Source organism: Ferdinandcohnia sp. SAFN-114 (assembly GCF_059415045.1).
Genome location: NZ_JBPFDQ010000054.1, coordinates 19,223 through 36,889, shown reverse-complemented (window position 1 = coordinate 36,889; position 17,667 = coordinate 19,223). Strand labels below are relative to the sequence as shown.

Sequence of the window (17,667 nt, the reverse complement as noted above, 5' to 3'; positions counted from 1 at the left end):
AGCCTGTGAAATTTTACTCATAGTAAAAATTCACAGGCTTTTTCAGTTCAGAGGAGGGTTTTGTCCCAGCCTCTTTTACTGATTGGTTATTTTCTCGAGTAAGCCTTCATCAAATGATTTTGATCGAATCATTTCAATTTCGTACTTATATGGAGCCTTTTTATTGTTTTTGTCCTCACCTACATATGGTGTTTCAAGGATTTTAGAGACATTTTCTAGGGATGGATGATGAACAATGTAATTGATTGCATTAAACCCAATTTTACCAAACCCAATATTTTCGTGACGGTCTTTTCTCGCCCCTTTATCGTTTTTGCTATCATTGATATGAAGGACTTTGATTCGATCTAGACCCACTAGTTTATCGAATTGTTCTAAGACTCCATCAAAATCATTCACAATATCATAGCCTGCATCATGAGTATGACAAGTGTCAAAGCAGACAGATAACTTTTCATTGTGAGTAACTCCATCAATAATTTGGGCAATTTCCTCGAACGATCTTCCACATTCAGTGCCTTTACCAGCCATTGTTTCTAATGCTATCTGTACTTTGTGGTCCTTTGTCAGAACCTCATTTAAACCTGCAATTATCTGCTTTATTCCTGCTTCTGCGCCTGCGCCTACATGTGCACCAGGATGAAGAACAATTTGATTTGCACCGAGCGCCTCTGTTCTCTCAATTTCAGAACGTAAAAAGTTGACACCTAGTTCATACGTTGCGGGGTTTGAAGTATTACCGATATTTATGATATACGGAGCATGTACAACAATATCATCAATCCCATTTTCCTTCATATGAGCATGTCCTGCTTCTATATTTAAATCCTCTATTTTTTTACGTCTTGTATTTTGTGGTGCCCCTGTATAAATCATAAATGTATTTGCACCATATGATACTGCTTCTTCACTCGCTGCAAGAAGCATTTTTTTTCCACTCATCGAAACATGTGAGCCAAGTTTTAGCATGGTATACCTCTCCTATCTCCCAACTATTTCATAAATGTATATTATCATAATTCATGTTTATTTTCTCTTTAAGCGTTTTTGGCGCTTTTTAATTTTTTCCATTTCTTGATTCATCTTTTTCTTATAGCCTGGTTTCACTTTCTTAGGCTTCTTCACTTGACTTTGTGCAAGTTTATCAATTTCATCAACTTGTTTTTTGCGAGCCTTTCGTTTGTTTCTTTCACCAATGTTGACCCATTCACCGTTTTCAAGGTCCCTATTTACAAAAGTAACGCCCATTTTTTCAAGCCTTATAATTGCATCTTCATCCCCTGGCTCATAAATAGTTGCTGCGATTCCTGAGTAGCCTGCCCTTGCCGTTCTACCAACCCTATGAATGTAAAAATCAAGATCGATAGGTAGCTCATAATTGATGACATGGCTCACACCTTCAATGTCAATTCCTCTTGCTGCTAAATCCGTTGCCACTACATATTGAAACTCTAATGAGTTAATTTGCTTCATGACCTTTTTACGTTCTCTTGGAGGAAGGTCTCCGTGGAGTCTTCCTACCTTCATCCCTTTTGTAAGTAACCCATCCGCTACTTCGTCTGCCAACTTTTTCGTATTGGTAAAAATAATAGCTAAATATGGATTATAAACCTCTAACATAGATTGCAAAAGGTTTAGCTTATTCCGATGTCGTAAAGGAACAAGTATATGTTCTACCTTGGCTGCGGTAGCTTGTTCAGGTGCAACATGAGTGTATCTAGGGTTTTCCATATACTTTTTTAGAAATGGCTTTAATTTTTCAGGAATGGTTGCTGAAAACACTAAAATTTGTAAGTCTTCGGCCATCCTCGCTGCAATTTGGTCGACATCTTCGATGAAGCCCATATCAAGCATTAGATCAGCCTCATCGACTACAATTTGATTCGCTGTGTAAACTTGAAGAGCTTGTTCTTTAATTAAATCGTGAATCCTTCCAGGAGTTCCTACCACAATATGTGGTTGTGTTTTCAGTTTTTCAATGGCCCTCGCTTTATCCGTCCCACCTACAAACAATTTTGCTGTGACGGGATTTTCTCCACTAAATTTAATGATTTTTCCAATTTCATGATGGATTTGAGTTGCAAGCTCACGAGTAGGCGCAGTTATAACGGCCTGTACCTCCTGTCTTGCTGAATCAATATTATTTATAATTGGCAGTATATATGCATGGGTTTTACCTGTACCAGTTTGTGATTGCCCAATCGCACTTTCGCCCCGCTGAATGCTCGGTATTAACCGTTCTTGAATTTCGGTTGGCTTTGTAAATTTTATCTCTTTTAATGCTTCAAGTATAAATGGCTGAAATTGAAAACGTTCAAAATCTTTTACTGTCATTACGATCCCTCATTTTATATAAATATGAATTTGTTTTGCAAGGTTTGGGTTTAATTATATGTTTTCTCATAACCTAACAATTTATTATATAGGAAAGCTTGTCAAAATACCAATTGCGCCCATTTGAAGCAATAGGGAAAACATTTAATTCACCCACCGCATATCCTAAAAATAAGGTATTATCACCCGATTCATTCTTCTACTTAACCTAGGTAATTTGAAAGGAGGAGAAGCAAATGTTTTATCCACGACAACCAATGAATCAAATGAGACAAATGAGAGCAATGAGACCGATGAGACCGCCATCCATGTTTCCACAGCAATATGGGGTTCGACCACCAGGAATGTTCGGTGGTATGCAGGGAATGCAGGGCATGCAAGGACAAGGAAGATCCGGATTAGGTGGCCTTTTGAAAAAGTTAATCCCTGGAATGGGAAAGTCAAACCCAATGCAAGGAATGGGTGGTATGCAGGGTTTCTTTAATCCTTCACAAGGAATGAACCCTGGCACCCTTCAAGGTTTAGCAAATCCCTCAAACCTTAGTGCGATAATGGGAAATGTACAAAAAACGTTAAAAATGGCTGAATCTGTAGTTCCAATGGTTCAACAATATGGACCATTAATGAAAAACATCCCAGCAATGGTTAGGATGTATAGTGCTATTAAAAATGCAGGGAATGAACAAGAAGAAGAAGAAGATAATGAGACTATTTCACTATCGGATGTGACATCAAATAGTGAAGGAGTTGAAAATGAAGAAGAAAATTCAAAAGCAAGCGGTACCGGTAAATCTGTTCCAAAGCTTTACATTTAAAAGACTTTGTATTATCCTTCATACTCAGATATAATAAATACGAGATTACGAGAGTACCAATAGGTATGAGCTATCCGATTTATTGACTGAGGAGGAGAAGAGCATGGAAGTAATCAAAATTGCTCCACGTGGATACTGCTATGGTGTAGTAGATGCGATGGTAATTGCGAAAAATGCCGCTTTAGATAAAACATTACCAAGACCTATATATATACTAGGAATGATTGTTCATAATAAGCATGTAACTGATGCCTTTGAAGAAGAAGGAATTATTACGCTTGATGGAGCAAACCGTTTAGATATACTAAATCAGGTTAAAGAGGGTACCGTTATTTTCACAGCACATGGCGTTTCACCTGAGGTGAAAAATTTAGCAAAAGAACGTGGTCTTGTTACACTTGATGCAACTTGCCCTGATGTAACTAGAACACATGATTTAATTAAGGAAAAAACAGCTGAAGACTATCATATCATTTATATTGGTAAAAAGAACCACCCAGAGCCTGAAGGCGCATTAGGTGTAGCACCTAGTTTCGTTCATCTTGTTGAAACGGTTGAAGATGTTGAAAAACTTGAACTAAATCATGAAAAGCTTGTTGTGACCAACCAAACAACAATGAGTCAGTGGGACGTTCTTCATGTAATGGATAAAGTTAAGGAAAAGTTCCCACATGCTGAAGTCCACAATGAAATTTGTTTAGCTACACAGGTCCGACAAGAAGCTGTTGCCCAACAAGCAACCGTGGCCGACTTAACGATCGTAGTTGGAGATCCGAAAAGCAATAATTCAAACCGACTTGCACAAGTTTCCGAAGAAATTGCAGGAACAAAAGCATATCGTGTTGCAGACGTAAGTGATATACAACTTGAATGGCTTAAAGGTGTTGAAAAAGTAGCCGTAACAGCTGGTGCTTCCACCCCAACGCCGATTACAAAAGAGGTCATTACCTTTTTAGAGCAATTCGATCCTGAAAATGAGGAAACATGGGAACGATCTCGAAAAGTTCCACTCCATAAAGTGTTACCAAAGGTAAAAGCAGCTAAAAAATAAACGTTCAAAAGCGATCTTAATTAAAGTAAAAGGTACTCCAGTAAAATTGGAGTACCTTTTTTCATAGATATCGAAATGGGTCTGTATTAAGTTCTGAGGTTATCACAGTAACCTCGAATTTCCTTTCTTTAAAACGCTCTGTTAAGATATTAGCTACCCCTGTTTTCATGACCTTTTCAACATTGTGGCCAGGATCAACGATATTAAGTCCCATCATCATCGCATCGTGAGCAACATGGTAGTACATATCTCCTGTTACATACACGTCTGCACCAGCTCTTTTAGCATGTGAAACATACTTATTTCCGTCTCCTCCAAGCACCGCAACCTTCTTCACTTTATCTGAAAGAGAACCAACAACCCGAAGTCCATCTACCTCTAATTTATTTTTAACATGCAAGGCGAATTGTTCAAGTGTCATTTCCTGTTCAAGATTGCCAACACGTCCAAGTCCAAGCACATTACCTTCATTTTCAAGGGGATAAATATCGAAAGCAACCTCCTCGTATGGATGCGCGTTAAGCATAGCAGTGACCACCTTCTTTTGAAGGCCACTTGGGAAAACTGTCTCAATTTTGATTTCCTCTACAACTTCTAATTTACCGACTTCGCCAATGTGTGGGTTTGTCCCTTGGTGTGGTAAGAATGTGCCTGTACCAGGGGTATTATACGTACAATGACTGTAATTTCCGATATAACCTGCACCAGCCGAGCCTAAAGCAGCTCGTACTTTATCAGCAGACTCCCGAGGGACATAAACAGCTAGTTTTTTTAATTTTTCCTCGTAGGTCGGCGCAAGCAATTCAACATTCGTTAAACCCAATGCATCCGCAAGCATGTCATTAACGCCACCGACAGCCACGTCTAAATTTGTATGTGCTGCATAAATCGCTATATTATGTAAAATACATTTTTCAATGATTCTTCCAGATGGTGTATCTGTTTGAACTGTTTTTAAGGGTCGAAAAATAGGAGGATGATGCGCAATAATCAAATCAACATCATTTGAAATGGCTTCATCAACGACGTTTTCTAACACATCAAGTACAACCATGATTTTTTTTACCGGCTTGTTTAATGTCCCAACTTGAAGGCCGATTCTTTCTCGATCACCTTCGACGGCTAAGTGCTTTGGAGAAAATTGCTCAAATACTTGTATCACTTCAAAACCATTAGGTATTTTGCTCATTGTAATGTCTCCTTTACTATTTTTATTTTTTGCTTAAGCTCTTCTTTTCGTGTCCGATTATCGGGTGTTTCACCTGCTGTCTCAAGCTGTGATAAAATCTTTTCCCAATGTTTGAGTTCATGAGCCCATTTTTTTTCGAAAACTGAATTTTTTTCTTTTAGTAAGAAAGGTCCTAGTAAAAGTTCTTGTTCCTTATGCTGATAAGGCTTAAGGGGGTTTCCTTTTTCGGCAACTAAAACTTCATAGATTTTTTTGTCTTCCTCTAGGATTTCTTCGGCGATTAGCTCCCAGTCGTTTTCAATAAGCCATTCTCTAATTGCTGATGCGCCAATATTCGGTTGTAGGATAAGTCTTTTTACACCTGGCAGTTTGTTTTTACCATTTTCCAGAATGGAGCGAATAAGCGAGCCACCCATACCTGCTATGGTTATACATGTAACTTCATTTGGTTGAATGACTTCAAGTCCATCCCCTTTACGAGCTTCAATTTTGGAATCAAGCTTACTTTTGGAGATTTGTTTTTTTGCAGATTGTAATGGCCCCTCTGCAACCTCACCAGCAATTCCCCCAGAGATGAACCCATTTAAGTATGCATAGCATGGAAGATATGCGTGGTCAGATCCGATGTCTGCTAAAATTGCCCCTTTTGGTATGTATGATGCGACCGTTTCAAGCCGCTTCGATAATCTCTCTTCATTCATAATAGCACCACATTTTTTTAGGATAGTTAAAAAGTCCGGTGAAAATGACACATCGATAGAGGAACTTCGACTAAAAACCGACACGTCCTGTGTCGAACGTCGAAGTCACCACATCCTGTGGAAGCTCGTTGGCTTGTTTTTCCGTTCCTTGGAAAAGAAACCCACTTTTCCGGCGTGCAAAATCGTCTGCTCTAGTATTCACTACATACTATCCGCTACTCAAAACTGCGCCGCCTTGAACTTCTCGGTCCTTTTCATCCTCCTTTTTAACACAATATTTTTTAGTTTTTATTATACAAGATGTCAGTAGAAACTTCCATCTTACTGGGAATGGCAGTAAAAAACCCTTTACATTTATGCAAAGGGTTTTTTTATTATTTATTTTTGTTCAACTAACCAATTTGCGATTTCTTGTACTTGTGCAGGGTCTTTAACTAAACCAGCCGGCATCGCACCTCTACCATTCGTGATTACATCCTGAATCTCTTCTACGGAAAGATCAATACCTTTTAATGCAGGTGCATTACCTTGACCTGATAAATCTTGGCCATGGCATGCTGCACATGTACCTTGGACAACTTCTTCTGGGGAAGCAGCTGCTGTTTCTGGAGCCTCTTCACCTTGGTTTGCCATTTCATCCATGTTACCTAGTCCAACAAAGCCTAATAGGAACATAAGTCCAATACCGAAAACTGCAATCAGGGCAAATGGTATTAATGGATTCTTTTTCATTATTCTGACCTCCCTTACCTTATGTACATCAAAAATAGATATAATTATTATTCTATACAAACACTCTCTATTTTACTTGAAAAATGATAGAAGTAAAAGACCTATTTGTACAAGAACTTATTTAACATAATATTGTAAAATTATTTTACACAAAAATGTCACAAATTTGTCAAAATAAATAATAAAGCTCCTTACCAATTGGTAAGGAGCTATTATTCATTTTAGCATCCAATTGAACGTGCGATGACCATTCGTTGAATTTCAGATGTCCCCTCTCCGATTTCAAGAAGCTTTGCATCTCGCATATATCTTTCAACATGATATTCCTTCATATAGCCATAACCACCATGTATCTGGACGGCTTGATTTGTCACCTCCATACAAATTTCAGAGGCATAAAGCTTCGCCATTGAAGCTTCTTTTGAGAAATTTTTTCCTTGATCCTTCAACCAAGCAGCTTTATACACCATATTCCGTGCTAGTTCAATCTTCATTGCCATATCTGCTAATTTAAATTGAATAGCTTGGAAGCTTGAAAGGGACTTACCAAATTGTTTACGTTCTTTTGCATAATTTAGGGCCTTCTCATAGGCTGCTTGTGCAATTCCAACTGCCATTGCTCCAATACCGATTCTTCCCCCATCCAGCGTAATTAGAAACTGTCTGAAGCCTTCTCCTCGTTTTCCAAGCAGGTTCTCCTCAGGTACATGTACATCCTCTAAAACTAATTCCGTCGTGTTTGAAGCATTCAGTCCCATTTTCTCGTAATTATCAATAACCTTAAAGCCTTCTGCATCAGTTGGGACTATAATTGCGCTTATTTCTTTTTTAGTCCCTTGACGGCCCGTTATCGCTGTGAGGGCTAAATGCTTTGCAAAACTTGCATTTGTGATAAAGCATTTATTTCCATTAATGACAAATTGATTATTTTCAAGAAGGGCTTCTGTTTGGGTTCCACCTGCATCTGATCCAGCATTGGGTTCTGTTAATCCAAATGCTCCCAAGGACTCTCCTGTGCAAATAGGGGTTAAGTATTTATGTTTTTGCTCTTTTGTTCCAAATAAATGAAGGGGTGCACCACCAAGTGAGATATGTGCCGAGTATGTAATTCCGGTAGACCCACAGGCACGGCTTAGTTCTTCGACCACGATTGCAAAGCTAATTGTATCAGAGTCTGCTCCACCATATTCTTCAGGAAACGGCAAACCCATCATCCCTAATTCACCAAGCTTTTGAAAAATTTCTTTTGGGAAACGTTTATCTTTATCCCGTTGTTCAGCACCTGGTGCAACTTCTGCTTCGGAAAACTCTCTAATTGTTCTTTGAATCAATTTTTGCTCGGTCGTTAAATCGAAATTCATAATACCCCTCCCGTTGTATACGTTTTCATATCTATTATATCGGGAGTTGACGAATTTTCAAATAATTTAAATATTCAATAAAGTAACGACTGAAATTATACTAACCAGAATACCTGCAATCAAAAAATACCGCATCTTTAAAATAACCCCAACAAAAATCCAGCCGATACAATTCAAAAAGATCATACCGATTAAATATAGTGCCTGTCCTTTAAAAATGAGTTCACTTACATTCGCTGTTAAAAGCAAGATAAATAGAGCGAGAATAATGGAGCCAATATGAACGAAAAGTGAATTTGTTCTTTGAGTAATTAGGCCTAAAATGCAGATAATTAAAAAAATAAAGTTTAATACCATTTGCAAATTAGTCGATATTTCAGTAAAATAAGTGACAAGTAATAAAACTGGTAAAAGTGAACCAATTACGATAATCAAAACAAATGGTGTTTTCTGAGTTGAAATTGTTTCTTTTGTTGATTCAATTCCTTCACCCTCTGTATATAACGAGAGTAGGAAATTACAATATGCTTCTGGCAGTAATTTATTTTTACGCCAATATAGAATTTCATTGATAATAATCTTTTTTCTATCTTGATTCATGAAAGCGCTCACCTTGTTTAATTGATATCTAAATCTAAAAACTCCACGATTAAGTGGCAATGTCTTCATGACCCACATCGGATGGGCTAGAACAAAAAAAATAGTTTACTTCAATTGTATGAAGTAAACTACGGAATGTAAATGAAAATGTTTATTCTAAGAAATCCTTTAATCTCTTACTTCGACTTGGGTGACGAAGCTTTCGTAGAGCTTTTGCTTCTATTTGTCGAATACGCTCACGAGTAACACCAAACACTTTACCAACCTCTTCGAGAGTACGAGTACGTCCATCATCCAATCCAAAGCGAAGACGTAATACATTTTCTTCTCGATCGGTTAGGGTATCCAGAACATCTTCCAGTTGTTCTTTTAATAGCTCGTATGCAGCATGTTCTGATGGAGAAGTTGCGTCTTGGTCCTCAATAAAGTCTCCAAGATGTGAGTCATCTTCTTCACCAATTGGTGTTTCTAATGATACAGGTTCTTGTGCAATCTTTAAGATTTCCCTTACCTTTTCTGGTGTTAAATCCATATCTTCTGCAATTTCTTCAGGCGTTGGTTCGCGCCCAAGGTCCTGGAGTAACTGACGTTGTACACGGATTAATTTATTAATTGTTTCTACCATATGAACCGGAATACGGATAGTTCTAGCTTGGTCTGCAATCGCACGTGTGATGGCTTGACGTATCCACCATGTTGCATACGTACTAAATTTGAATCCTTTGCGATAATCAAATTTCTCAACAGCTTTAATAAGTCCCATATTACCTTCTTGGATTAAATCTAGGAACAACATACCGCGACCAACGTAACGCTTTGCAATACTTACTACAAGTCGTAAATTGGCTTCAGCAAGTCTACGTTTAGCCTCTTCATCACCTTGTTCAATACGTTCAGCAAGTTGAATTTCATCATCAGCAGATAGTAAATCAACACGGCCAATTTCTTTTAGGTACATACGCACCGGGTCATTTATCTTTACTCCTGGAGGAACACTGAGATCATTAAGATCAAATTCTTCTTCCTTGGATAATTCTTGAATATTTGGATCATCTTCATTGTCATCATCAACATCATGATCCCCGCTATCACCTAATAATTCAATACCCTGCTCTCCAAGGAACTCATAGTATTCATCAAGGTGGTCTGATTCAACTTCAAAACCAGACATACGCTCTGCGATTTCTTCATATGTCAATACACCGCGCTTTTTTCCTAGTGCTGTTAATTTTTCTTTAACTTGCTCTAATGTTAATTCTGTATCGACTTCTTTAGACTTTTCAGCCATTTGTTCCCCTCCTTCCAAACTTGTAAGACATAGAGGTTAGAAAACCTATTTGTTAAATTAATGCTTTTTTCATTTGAATGATTTCATTTGCAATTGTAGCAGCCTTTAAATAATCCTTACTTCGTTCAGCCTCGAGTTGCTCAGATTCTTTTTCTTTTATCATTGACATTTTTTTGTGATTCAACACCTGTTTCACATAATCCGATAAAACAGAATCCGATACTTCCTCTTCAATTGACATCATTGCAATATCAGTGACAATCCTTTTTAAACTCTCATCATGAACCCTTGTTAGTAGTGTACTGATATCTGGTTCAAATCCTTCTTCATAAAATGCATATAAGTACGTTACAATCGCTCGATGCTCTTCGATATTAAATTCGGCTTGAAGCTGATCCTGTATTTTTTCAGCAATATCCTGACTACGTAACATATAAGCAATTAAATATCGTTCTGCATTTTGATAGGCTTTTAGTAAATGTTTTGATACGGCAGGTTTCGCTTTCGTATTATTTCTATTCGAAGAGAAATTATCCCTTTTTTTCCGTTCAGATTTATAATACTGAAGCTGTTGCGTTTTTAATGCATCCAGTGAAATAGAAAATTCACTGGATAATTGGCGCAAGTAATGGTCTCTTTCTACAGCCTTTTCTAATGAGGAAATTTCTTTAATAACATCTTCTATATAACGGATGCGATCTCCTTCATCCTGAAGATTTTTTCCTTTTCTTAAGTACTGCATTTTAAATGCCATTAATGTAAGACTTGCCCCTATTACATCATTTTTAAACTTCTCTGCGCCATATTTTCTAATGTAGTCATCAGGGTCCATACCATTTGGCATTGTAGCTACTCTAACATAACAACCCGCTTCACCCAGCATAATTGAAGCTCGTAAAGCCGCATCTACCCCCGCGTTGTCAGAGTCATAACAGATAACAACAGATTCCACATTCCGTCTAATTATTTTCACATGTTCATCCGTCAAGGATGTGCCCATCGTACCTATTGAATTAGGAACATCAGCTGTATCAGCTGCAATGACATCTGCAAATCCTTCAAATAGAACCACTTGCTGTTGTTTTCGAATAGCAAGTCTAGCTTGATGAAAATTATAAAGGGTCTTGCTTTTATTAAAAATAATCGTTTCGGGACTGTTTAAATATTTTGGTTCCTGCCCCTTATCAAGCACCCTGCCAGAAAATGCTATGGTTTTACCTTGGTGGTCCCATATCGGGAACATTATGCGGTTTCGAAATCTATCAAAGAATGTACCGGTATCCTCCTTTTTTACAAGCAGTCCGGCCCTTTCCATCAACTCAGGCCTAAAACCTCTTTTCTGGAGAAATTTCGTGGCAAAGTCCCACGAGTCAAGGGCATAGCCAATTTCAAACTTATCGATGATTTCTCTTGTAAAGCCCCTATTGGTTAAATAGTCTAGCGCTGGTTGACCCTCTTTTGTATTAAGTAATAGGTGATGATAGAATTTCTTTAATAATTCGTGTGCTTCTTGCATTTTTGATGCTTCATTGTTTTTATCAGAAACAGCAGTTGGCTGTTCATAATCTGACAAATCTATGTTCACTTTATTAGCAAGGTTTATTGCCGCTTCCGAAAAGGAGTACCCTTCTAGGTCCATTAAAAAAGAAAATACATTTCCACCTGCTCCACACCCAAAACAATGAAAGATTTGTTTATCGGGAGATACAGAGAATGAAGGGGTATTTTCACCGTGAAATGGGCATAAGCCAAAATAATTTCTTCCTTGCTTCTTCAATTGAACATATTCACTAACAACATCAACAATGTCAACAGAAATACGAATTTTTTCGATTGTTTCTTCGGGTATTCGATATCCCATGTATAACATCCCCAAGTACTAAATTATTCGATGTTTAGAGTTTAAATCCTGCAAGATTCGACAAACTTTTTTTAAAAATTTTAGTAAAATGTTGTCTGTCTTCGTCAGTAAAGGGTTTTGGTCCTTTTGAATATGAACCACTACGTCTTTCTTTTGCAGATAAAAAGCGAAAATGGAGGATCTGTTCCATATCCTCTTCCTTAAACTCTTTGCCACGAGGTGATATAACATTTACACCTCTATTTACTAAAATACTCGCTAAGCCAGTATCCTGGGTAATGACGATGTCTTTTTTTATTGCATGATTCATAATATAGAGATCTGCTGCCTCTTTCTCAGCATCCACGTACACCCATTTCCCACCCATCGGGGTCGACATAACATGGGCATATGACGCTACAAATACAACATTGATATTATATGTACCTGCTGTGCTAAGTATTTCTTCTTTAACTGGACATGCATCAGCATCCACAAATATTTTATTCTTTTTTTCGTCATATTTCTCTATTCTACATCACTCCGAAGAATCCTTCTTTTCAAGGGAAAAGATTAAAAATAAGTTCAAAAATCTGTGATTGGGCCATCTTTAGGTGAGCAATTATGGGTAAATATTCTATCATTTTTCGAAGGCGAACCACTGAATCAAGAAAAAAATGTCGAAAATTAATTCACCTATTCCATAATTTATCCTTGACAACCTTCAATATATAGTTTATTCTATCCAATCGAACTCTAAACCTAAAAATATGTATTTTTATCACAATTTTTTATTATAATACAAATTTCTTTCAAGCGCCATAAAAAAACATATCTTTTTAGAGATATGTTTTTTACTGTATAGGTAGTCTTAAGATTATTTTGTTTTACGATTACTTATTTTATTTAAAATAATATTTGCCGTTTCTTCAACCGCTTTATTTGATACATCCACTACATCACAATTGATTTTATTCACAAGAGACTCAAAATGGTCCAGTTCTTCTTTAATACGATTAATATTTGCATAGATCGCTTGATCATCTAAACCTAATGACTTTAATCTTTCACGTCTAATATGGTTTAGCTTCTCAGGGCTAATTTTTAGTCCAAAGCACTTGTTGGGTGATACTTTGAAGAGTTCTTCGGGTGGATCAACTTCTGGTACAATTGGCACGTTTGCCACTTTATAGCGCTTATGTGCAAGATACTGAGATAATGGTGTTTTAGATGTTCTTGAAACACCGATTAAGACGATATCTGCACGCAAAATCCCTCTTGGGTCACGACCGTCATCATACTTAACAGCAAATTCTATAGCCTCGATTTTTTTGAAATAATCCTCGTCGAGTTTTCGTACAAGACCAGCCTCAAATCTTGGGTTACTTTCATAAAGGCCAGACATTTTTTCGATTAGTGGACCTATTATATCGTTTACAATTACCCCTTCACGTGCAGCTTCCATTACAAGAAAATCTCGTAGGTCTGGAACTACAAGTGTGAATGCAATTATTGCATTATTCAGTTTGGCAAGTGCTACAACCTCTGCTAATGTAGCTGTATCTTCTACATAAGGAATTCGTTTAATTTCTGTATGTGAGCCGTTAAATTGGCTAACTGCCGCTTTAACAACTAATTCAGCTGTTTCCCCAACTGAATCTGATACTACATATACAACCCGATTACTCATTTTAATTCTCCATCTCCTAACTTAAAAGATCAAATGCTCATTAAAGGATTTCATCACCAGCAAGTCCTACCAACGCTTTTGTCATATTTGTCTTAGTAATTCTGCCAATTACCTCGATACCCCGTTCCGATTGCTTAACAATTGGTAATGCATCAATTTGTTTTTCAATCAATTTATGTGCCACGTCAATTAAAAGATCATCTTTTTCACACATCGTAATATTTGGCATTCTTGTCATAATAATAGTAACAGGGACAGATTTTAAATCTTGATTTCCAAGACTTGCCCGCAGTAAGTCTTTTCGAGATAAAACGCCAACAAGAAGTGATGATTTATCCACTACAAACAATGTACCGACATCTTCTAAAAACATAGTAACAATTGCATCATAGACAGATATACTCTCATTTATCACAACAGGGATAGATTGGTAATCCATCACTTTAATTTTGTTTATTCTATCCGCAAGTAATTGCTGCCCTGTTTTGCCCGTATAGAAATAGCCGACACGAGGCCTGGCTTCAAGATATCCTGCCATAGTTAAAATAGCGAGGTCCGGACGAAGAGTAGCCCTAGTCAAATTTAAACGATCTGCAATAGCCTCACCAGTGATAGGTCCATTGTCTTTTACAATTTGTACAATTTGTTCTTGCCGCTTACTCAGTTCTATTGTACTCACCACCATTCCTAAAATCTATACTATTTATTTTAAATATGTAAAGTATTGAAAAGAGTTATACTAATTATTAATTATTATATACTAATTGCGTAATCACGTATAGTAAATAGAAAAAGACTAGGAGCTAATTTTTCTGCTCCTAGTTTTTAATTTGTTTATTAAATGTGCTTCTTTTTTGAGTTCAAAATGTTGTTCGCGCTTATTTTACAATAATTGCGTTCATGTCCCCAATTAAGTAAATAATGTTCGCTAGTTGCACCATTTGTGCAAGTCTGTTTTGCCTTACTGCCGCATCTTCTGCCATAACCATTGTATGTTCGAAGTATTGATCAATTAGCTCTCTCAATGAAGCTAATAAATGGAATGCTTCTGCTACTTCATGATTGTTTAGACTTTCAATTACTTTTGGCTTTACTTCCGTGAACTTCTCAAAGAGATGCTTTTCCTCTTCAGATTGGAAAAGGCTTGGATTAATTTCAGCTTCTTCGCCTTTTTTGGCAATGTTAACAACCCTACCTAATGACTCAATAGTTGTTTTAAAATCTTGATGGTCCTTGTTGTTCTCAAGCATTTCCGCTTTTTTAATAACAAGACCAACATTTCCAATCTGGGTGCCAAGAACCGCGTCAATTATATCATAGCGGATGTTTCTAGTATTTAGTTCATGTTTGATTCGTAATTTAAAGAAGTGAACAAGTTCTTTCTTAATTTCTTGTTTTTCAAGTTTCGCAACTTTTGCCTCAATAAACAGATCTAAAACATCATCGATTAGTTCTTCAAGGCCAATATTCCAACCTTTATCAAGTAAGATTTGAACGACACCAGAAGCCATACGGCGTAATGCATATGGATCCTGTGAACCTGTTGGAATAATACCGATAGAGAAACATCCAATGATTGTATCCAATTTATCAGCTAAACTAACTAATGCTCCAATAGTGGAGGTTGGACTAGAATCGTCAGCATGTCTAGGCATGTAATGCTCGTTAATAGCTACCGCCACCGCCTCGTCTTCTCCACTTATTCGTGCATAGCGTTCACCCATTACACCCTGAAGCTCAGGAAATTCATATACCATATTGGTTACAAGGTCAAATTTGCATATTTCGGCTGCTCTATTTGCTTTTTCCTGTGTTTGACTATCAATTTTCAAAAGTTCTGACACATTCTTAGTGATAAGCTGGATTCTTCTAACCTTATCACCAATTGAACCAATCTCTTCATGGTAAATGATTTTATCAAGCTTTTGAACTAAGTTATCAATTTCTAACTTTTGATCTTCTTTATAAAAGAAGTCTGCATCAGATAAACGTGCTCGTAAAACCTTCTCATTCCCTCTAGCAACTTTTTCAAGATAGTTATGATCACCATTACGAACTGCAACAAAGTAAGGTAGCAGAGCCCCGTTTTTGTCCTTTACAGGAAAATAACGCTGATGCTCCCTCATACTTGTAATTAAGACTTCTTCAGGTAAATTCAAGAATTCTTCTTCAAATTTTCCGAAAAAAGCAGTAGGATATTCAACAAGATTCGTTACTTCACTAAGTAAATCTTCGTCAATTGGAATCTCCCAATTATTGTCTTCTTCAAGTATTTTAATTTGATTCTTAATGGCTTCCTTACGCTCTAAATAATCCGCAATAACATACTGAGACATAAGCACTTTTTCATAGTCCCTAGGAGATGTGACTTCAACCTCTTGGCCTAAGAAACGATGTCCCCATGTTTTATTCCCTGATGATACATTTGTAATTGTGATTGGAATAATTTCATCTCCAAACAAAGCAACAATCCATTTAATAGGACGGACATAGCGTAGATCTTGATCGCCCCAGCGCATATTTTTAGGGAATGAAAGATGTACGATAACATTCTCAAGTTCACCTAAGATTTCTTTTGTGTTTTTTCCTTGAATAAATTTATTGATATGTGCGTATTCCACACCATTTATTTCTTTAAAAAAGATGTCCTCAACAGTAGCACCCTGTCCTCTTGTGAACCCCATTGCAGCTTTTGTCCAATTTCCATCTTGGTCTAAAGCAATTTTTTTCGCAGGACCTTTTGCTTCTAGTTCAACATCCTTTTGTTTGTCAGCAACGTCCCGAACAAGAACTGCTAGTCTTCTCGGTGAAGAAAAACTCTCTACCTGCTCAAATGAAATATTATGTTCAATCAGCCAATTTGTAATCTTGTCAGAAAGCTGATTCATAGAATCTGTTACAAAGCGTGCTGGCATTTCCTCTAATCCAATTTCAATCAATAAATCTCGATTACTCATTACGATCGTCTCCTTTTGCCTTCAGCATCGGGAAGCCCAATTTTTCCCGCTCTTCATAAAACGTCTTAGCTACCTTACGAGCTAAATTACGAACTCTGCCGATATATCCTGTTCTTTCGGTAACTGAAATTGCTCCCCTTGCATCTAATTGATTAAAGGTGTGAGAACATTTTAAAACATAGTCATAGGCTGGATGGACGAGTCCTTCGTCCATTTGACGATGCGCTTCCTTTTCATAAATGCTAAATAAGTTAAAAAGCATTTCTGTATCTGATGTTTCAAACGTATACTTTGAATGTTCGTATTCAGGCTGATGGAAAATATCTCGAACTGTAAATCCTTTTGTCCATTCAAGATCAAATACATTTTCTTTATCTTGAATGTATGAGGCTAAACGTTCAATTCCATATGTAATTTCGACTGACACTGGCTTACATTCAATGCCTCCAACTTGTTGGAAATAGGTAAATTGAGTAACTTCCATCCCATCTAGCCATACCTCCCAGCCAAGTCCCGCTGCTCCAAGTGTTGGTGCTTCCCAATTATCTTCAACGAAGCGGATATCATGTTCTAATGGATTAATTCCTAATGCACGTAAGGAATCCAGATATAATTCCTGAATATTATCAGGCGACGGTTTCATGATCACCTGAAATTGATGGTGTTGATATAAGCGGTTTGGGTTTTCTCCGTAACGGCCATCGACTGGACGTCTTGAAGGTTCAACATATGCCACATTCCATGGCTCAGGGCCAAGGCTTCTGAGAAATGTGTAGGGGCTCATTGTTCCTGCACCTTTTTCAACGTCATAGGCCTGCATCAGAATGCAACCTTGATCTGACCAATGCTTCTGTAGGGTTAATATCATTTCTTGAATATTCATTAATCTTGCACCTCCAAAATTATAAAGCGGAAGCGCCTTGCTCAGAAACGAGGAAACTGGCCAACTAGAATCGCCACGTCCTGTGGCAACGTCGGCACTAGCACTTCCTGTGCGTCGGATATTCCGACAAAGAGGCACTATTTGCCTCTGCAGGAGGAGTTGAAGTTTCTCGAGTTTCTAGGCGCTGCAGCTAGATTGAAAAAACTATTTAACATAAAATAAAAAA

General features: G+C 37.3%; 16 protein-coding genes. 2 read left to right on the top strand and 14 right to left on the bottom strand.

Annotated elements, in window-relative coordinates:
• Nucleotides 1–75 precede the first annotated feature (75 nt).
• Nucleotides 76–969, bottom strand: a complete 894-nt coding sequence (locus ACR65M_RS17085; RefSeq protein ID WP_440273877.1) for a deoxyribonuclease IV — start codon at nucleotides 967–969, stop codon at nucleotides 76–78.
• 57 nt (nucleotides 970–1,026) lie between these two features.
• Nucleotides 1,027–2,334 carry a DEAD/DEAH box helicase gene (locus tag ACR65M_RS17080; protein WP_440273876.1) on the bottom strand — a complete coding sequence of 436 codons (1,308 nt, stop codon included), beginning with the start codon at nucleotides 2,332–2,334 and terminating at the stop codon, nucleotides 1,027–1,029.
• Nucleotides 2,335–2,570: 236 nt separating this feature from the next.
• On the opposite strand from ACR65M_RS17080, the gene vrrA reads away from it, so the two are divergent.
• Together vrrA and ACR65M_RS17070 are read left to right on the top strand one after the other, a co-directional pair.
• Nucleotides 2,571–3,149, top strand: coding sequence for a VrrA/YqfQ family protein (vrrA, locus tag ACR65M_RS17075; RefSeq protein ID WP_440273875.1), 579 nt, complete (start codon nucleotides 2,571–2,573; stop codon nucleotides 3,147–3,149).
• 103 nt (nucleotides 3,150–3,252) lie between these two features.
• Entirely contained in the window at nucleotides 3,253–4,200 is a 948-nt protein-coding gene (locus ACR65M_RS17070) for a 4-hydroxy-3-methylbut-2-enyl diphosphate reductase (RefSeq protein ID WP_440273874.1), read from the top strand.
• Nucleotides 4,201–4,261: 61 nt separating this feature from the next.
• Here ACR65M_RS17070 and ACR65M_RS17065 read toward each other — a convergent pair whose 3' ends face one another.
• The 12 genes from ACR65M_RS17065 to glyQ form a co-directional block, all read right to left on the bottom strand.
• Nucleotides 4,262–5,389: a Nif3-like dinuclear metal center hexameric protein gene (locus tag ACR65M_RS17065; RefSeq protein ID WP_440273873.1), complete on the bottom strand. Its 1,128-nt coding sequence runs from the start codon at nucleotides 5,387–5,389 to the stop codon at nucleotides 4,262–4,264.
• Entirely contained in the window at nucleotides 5,386–6,090 is a 705-nt protein-coding gene (locus ACR65M_RS17060) for a tRNA (adenine(22)-N(1))-methyltransferase (protein ID WP_440273872.1), read from the bottom strand. The genes ACR65M_RS17065 and ACR65M_RS17060 overlap by 4 nt, the downstream gene beginning before the upstream one ends.
• 378 nt (nucleotides 6,091–6,468) lie before the next feature.
• A complete protein-coding gene (gene cccA / locus ACR65M_RS17055; protein ID WP_341330845.1) occupies nucleotides 6,469–6,822 on the bottom strand; it encodes a cytochrome c550 in 354 nt (117 codons plus the stop codon).
• 221 nt (nucleotides 6,823–7,043) lie between these two features.
• Nucleotides 7,044–8,183: an acyl-CoA dehydrogenase family protein gene (locus ACR65M_RS17050; RefSeq protein ID WP_440273871.1), complete on the bottom strand. Its 1,140-nt coding sequence runs from the start codon at nucleotides 8,181–8,183 to the stop codon at nucleotides 7,044–7,046.
• 66 nt (nucleotides 8,184–8,249) lie between these two features.
• Nucleotides 8,250–8,783, bottom strand: coding sequence for a hypothetical protein (locus ACR65M_RS17045; RefSeq protein ID WP_440273870.1), 534 nt, complete (start codon nucleotides 8,781–8,783; stop codon nucleotides 8,250–8,252).
• Nucleotides 8,784–8,934: 151 nt separating this feature from the next.
• On the bottom strand, nucleotides 8,935–10,071 hold the full coding sequence (rpoD, locus tag ACR65M_RS17040; RefSeq protein WP_121447233.1) for an RNA polymerase sigma factor RpoD: 1,137 nt from the start codon (nucleotides 10,069–10,071) through the stop codon (nucleotides 8,935–8,937).
• A gap of 52 nt (nucleotides 10,072–10,123) precedes the next feature.
• Complete coding sequence (gene dnaG / locus ACR65M_RS17035) at nucleotides 10,124–11,932, bottom strand: DNA primase (RefSeq protein ID WP_440273869.1); 1,809 nt, start codon at nucleotides 11,930–11,932, stop codon at nucleotides 10,124–10,126.
• Nucleotides 11,933–11,966: 34 nt separating this feature from the next.
• The gene (locus tag ACR65M_RS17030) at nucleotides 11,967–12,407 is read right to left on the bottom strand and encodes a YaiI/YqxD family protein (RefSeq protein ID WP_440273868.1); all 441 of its coding nucleotides are present in this window, start codon (nucleotides 12,405–12,407) and stop codon (nucleotides 11,967–11,969) included.
• A 381-nt stretch (nucleotides 12,408–12,788) separates the two neighbouring features.
• On the bottom strand, nucleotides 12,789–13,601 hold the full coding sequence (locus ACR65M_RS17025; RefSeq protein ID WP_440273867.1) for a pyruvate, water dikinase regulatory protein: 813 nt from the start codon (nucleotides 13,599–13,601) through the stop codon (nucleotides 12,789–12,791).
• 40 nt (nucleotides 13,602–13,641) lie between these two features.
• Nucleotides 13,642–14,286, bottom strand: coding sequence for a transcriptional regulator CcpN (gene ccpN / locus ACR65M_RS17020; RefSeq protein WP_440273866.1), 645 nt, complete (start codon nucleotides 14,284–14,286; stop codon nucleotides 13,642–13,644).
• Between the two features lie 193 nt (nucleotides 14,287–14,479).
• Entirely contained in the window at nucleotides 14,480–16,558 is a 2,079-nt protein-coding gene (gene glyS / locus ACR65M_RS17015) for a glycine--tRNA ligase subunit beta (RefSeq protein WP_440273865.1), read from the bottom strand.
• On the bottom strand, nucleotides 16,551–17,441 hold the full coding sequence (glyQ, locus tag ACR65M_RS17010) for a glycine--tRNA ligase subunit alpha (RefSeq protein ID WP_099352233.1): 891 nt from the start codon (nucleotides 17,439–17,441) through the stop codon (nucleotides 16,551–16,553). Before glyQ ends, glyS begins: the two co-directional genes overlap by 8 nt.
• Between the last annotated feature and the right edge of the window lie 226 nt (nucleotides 17,442–17,667).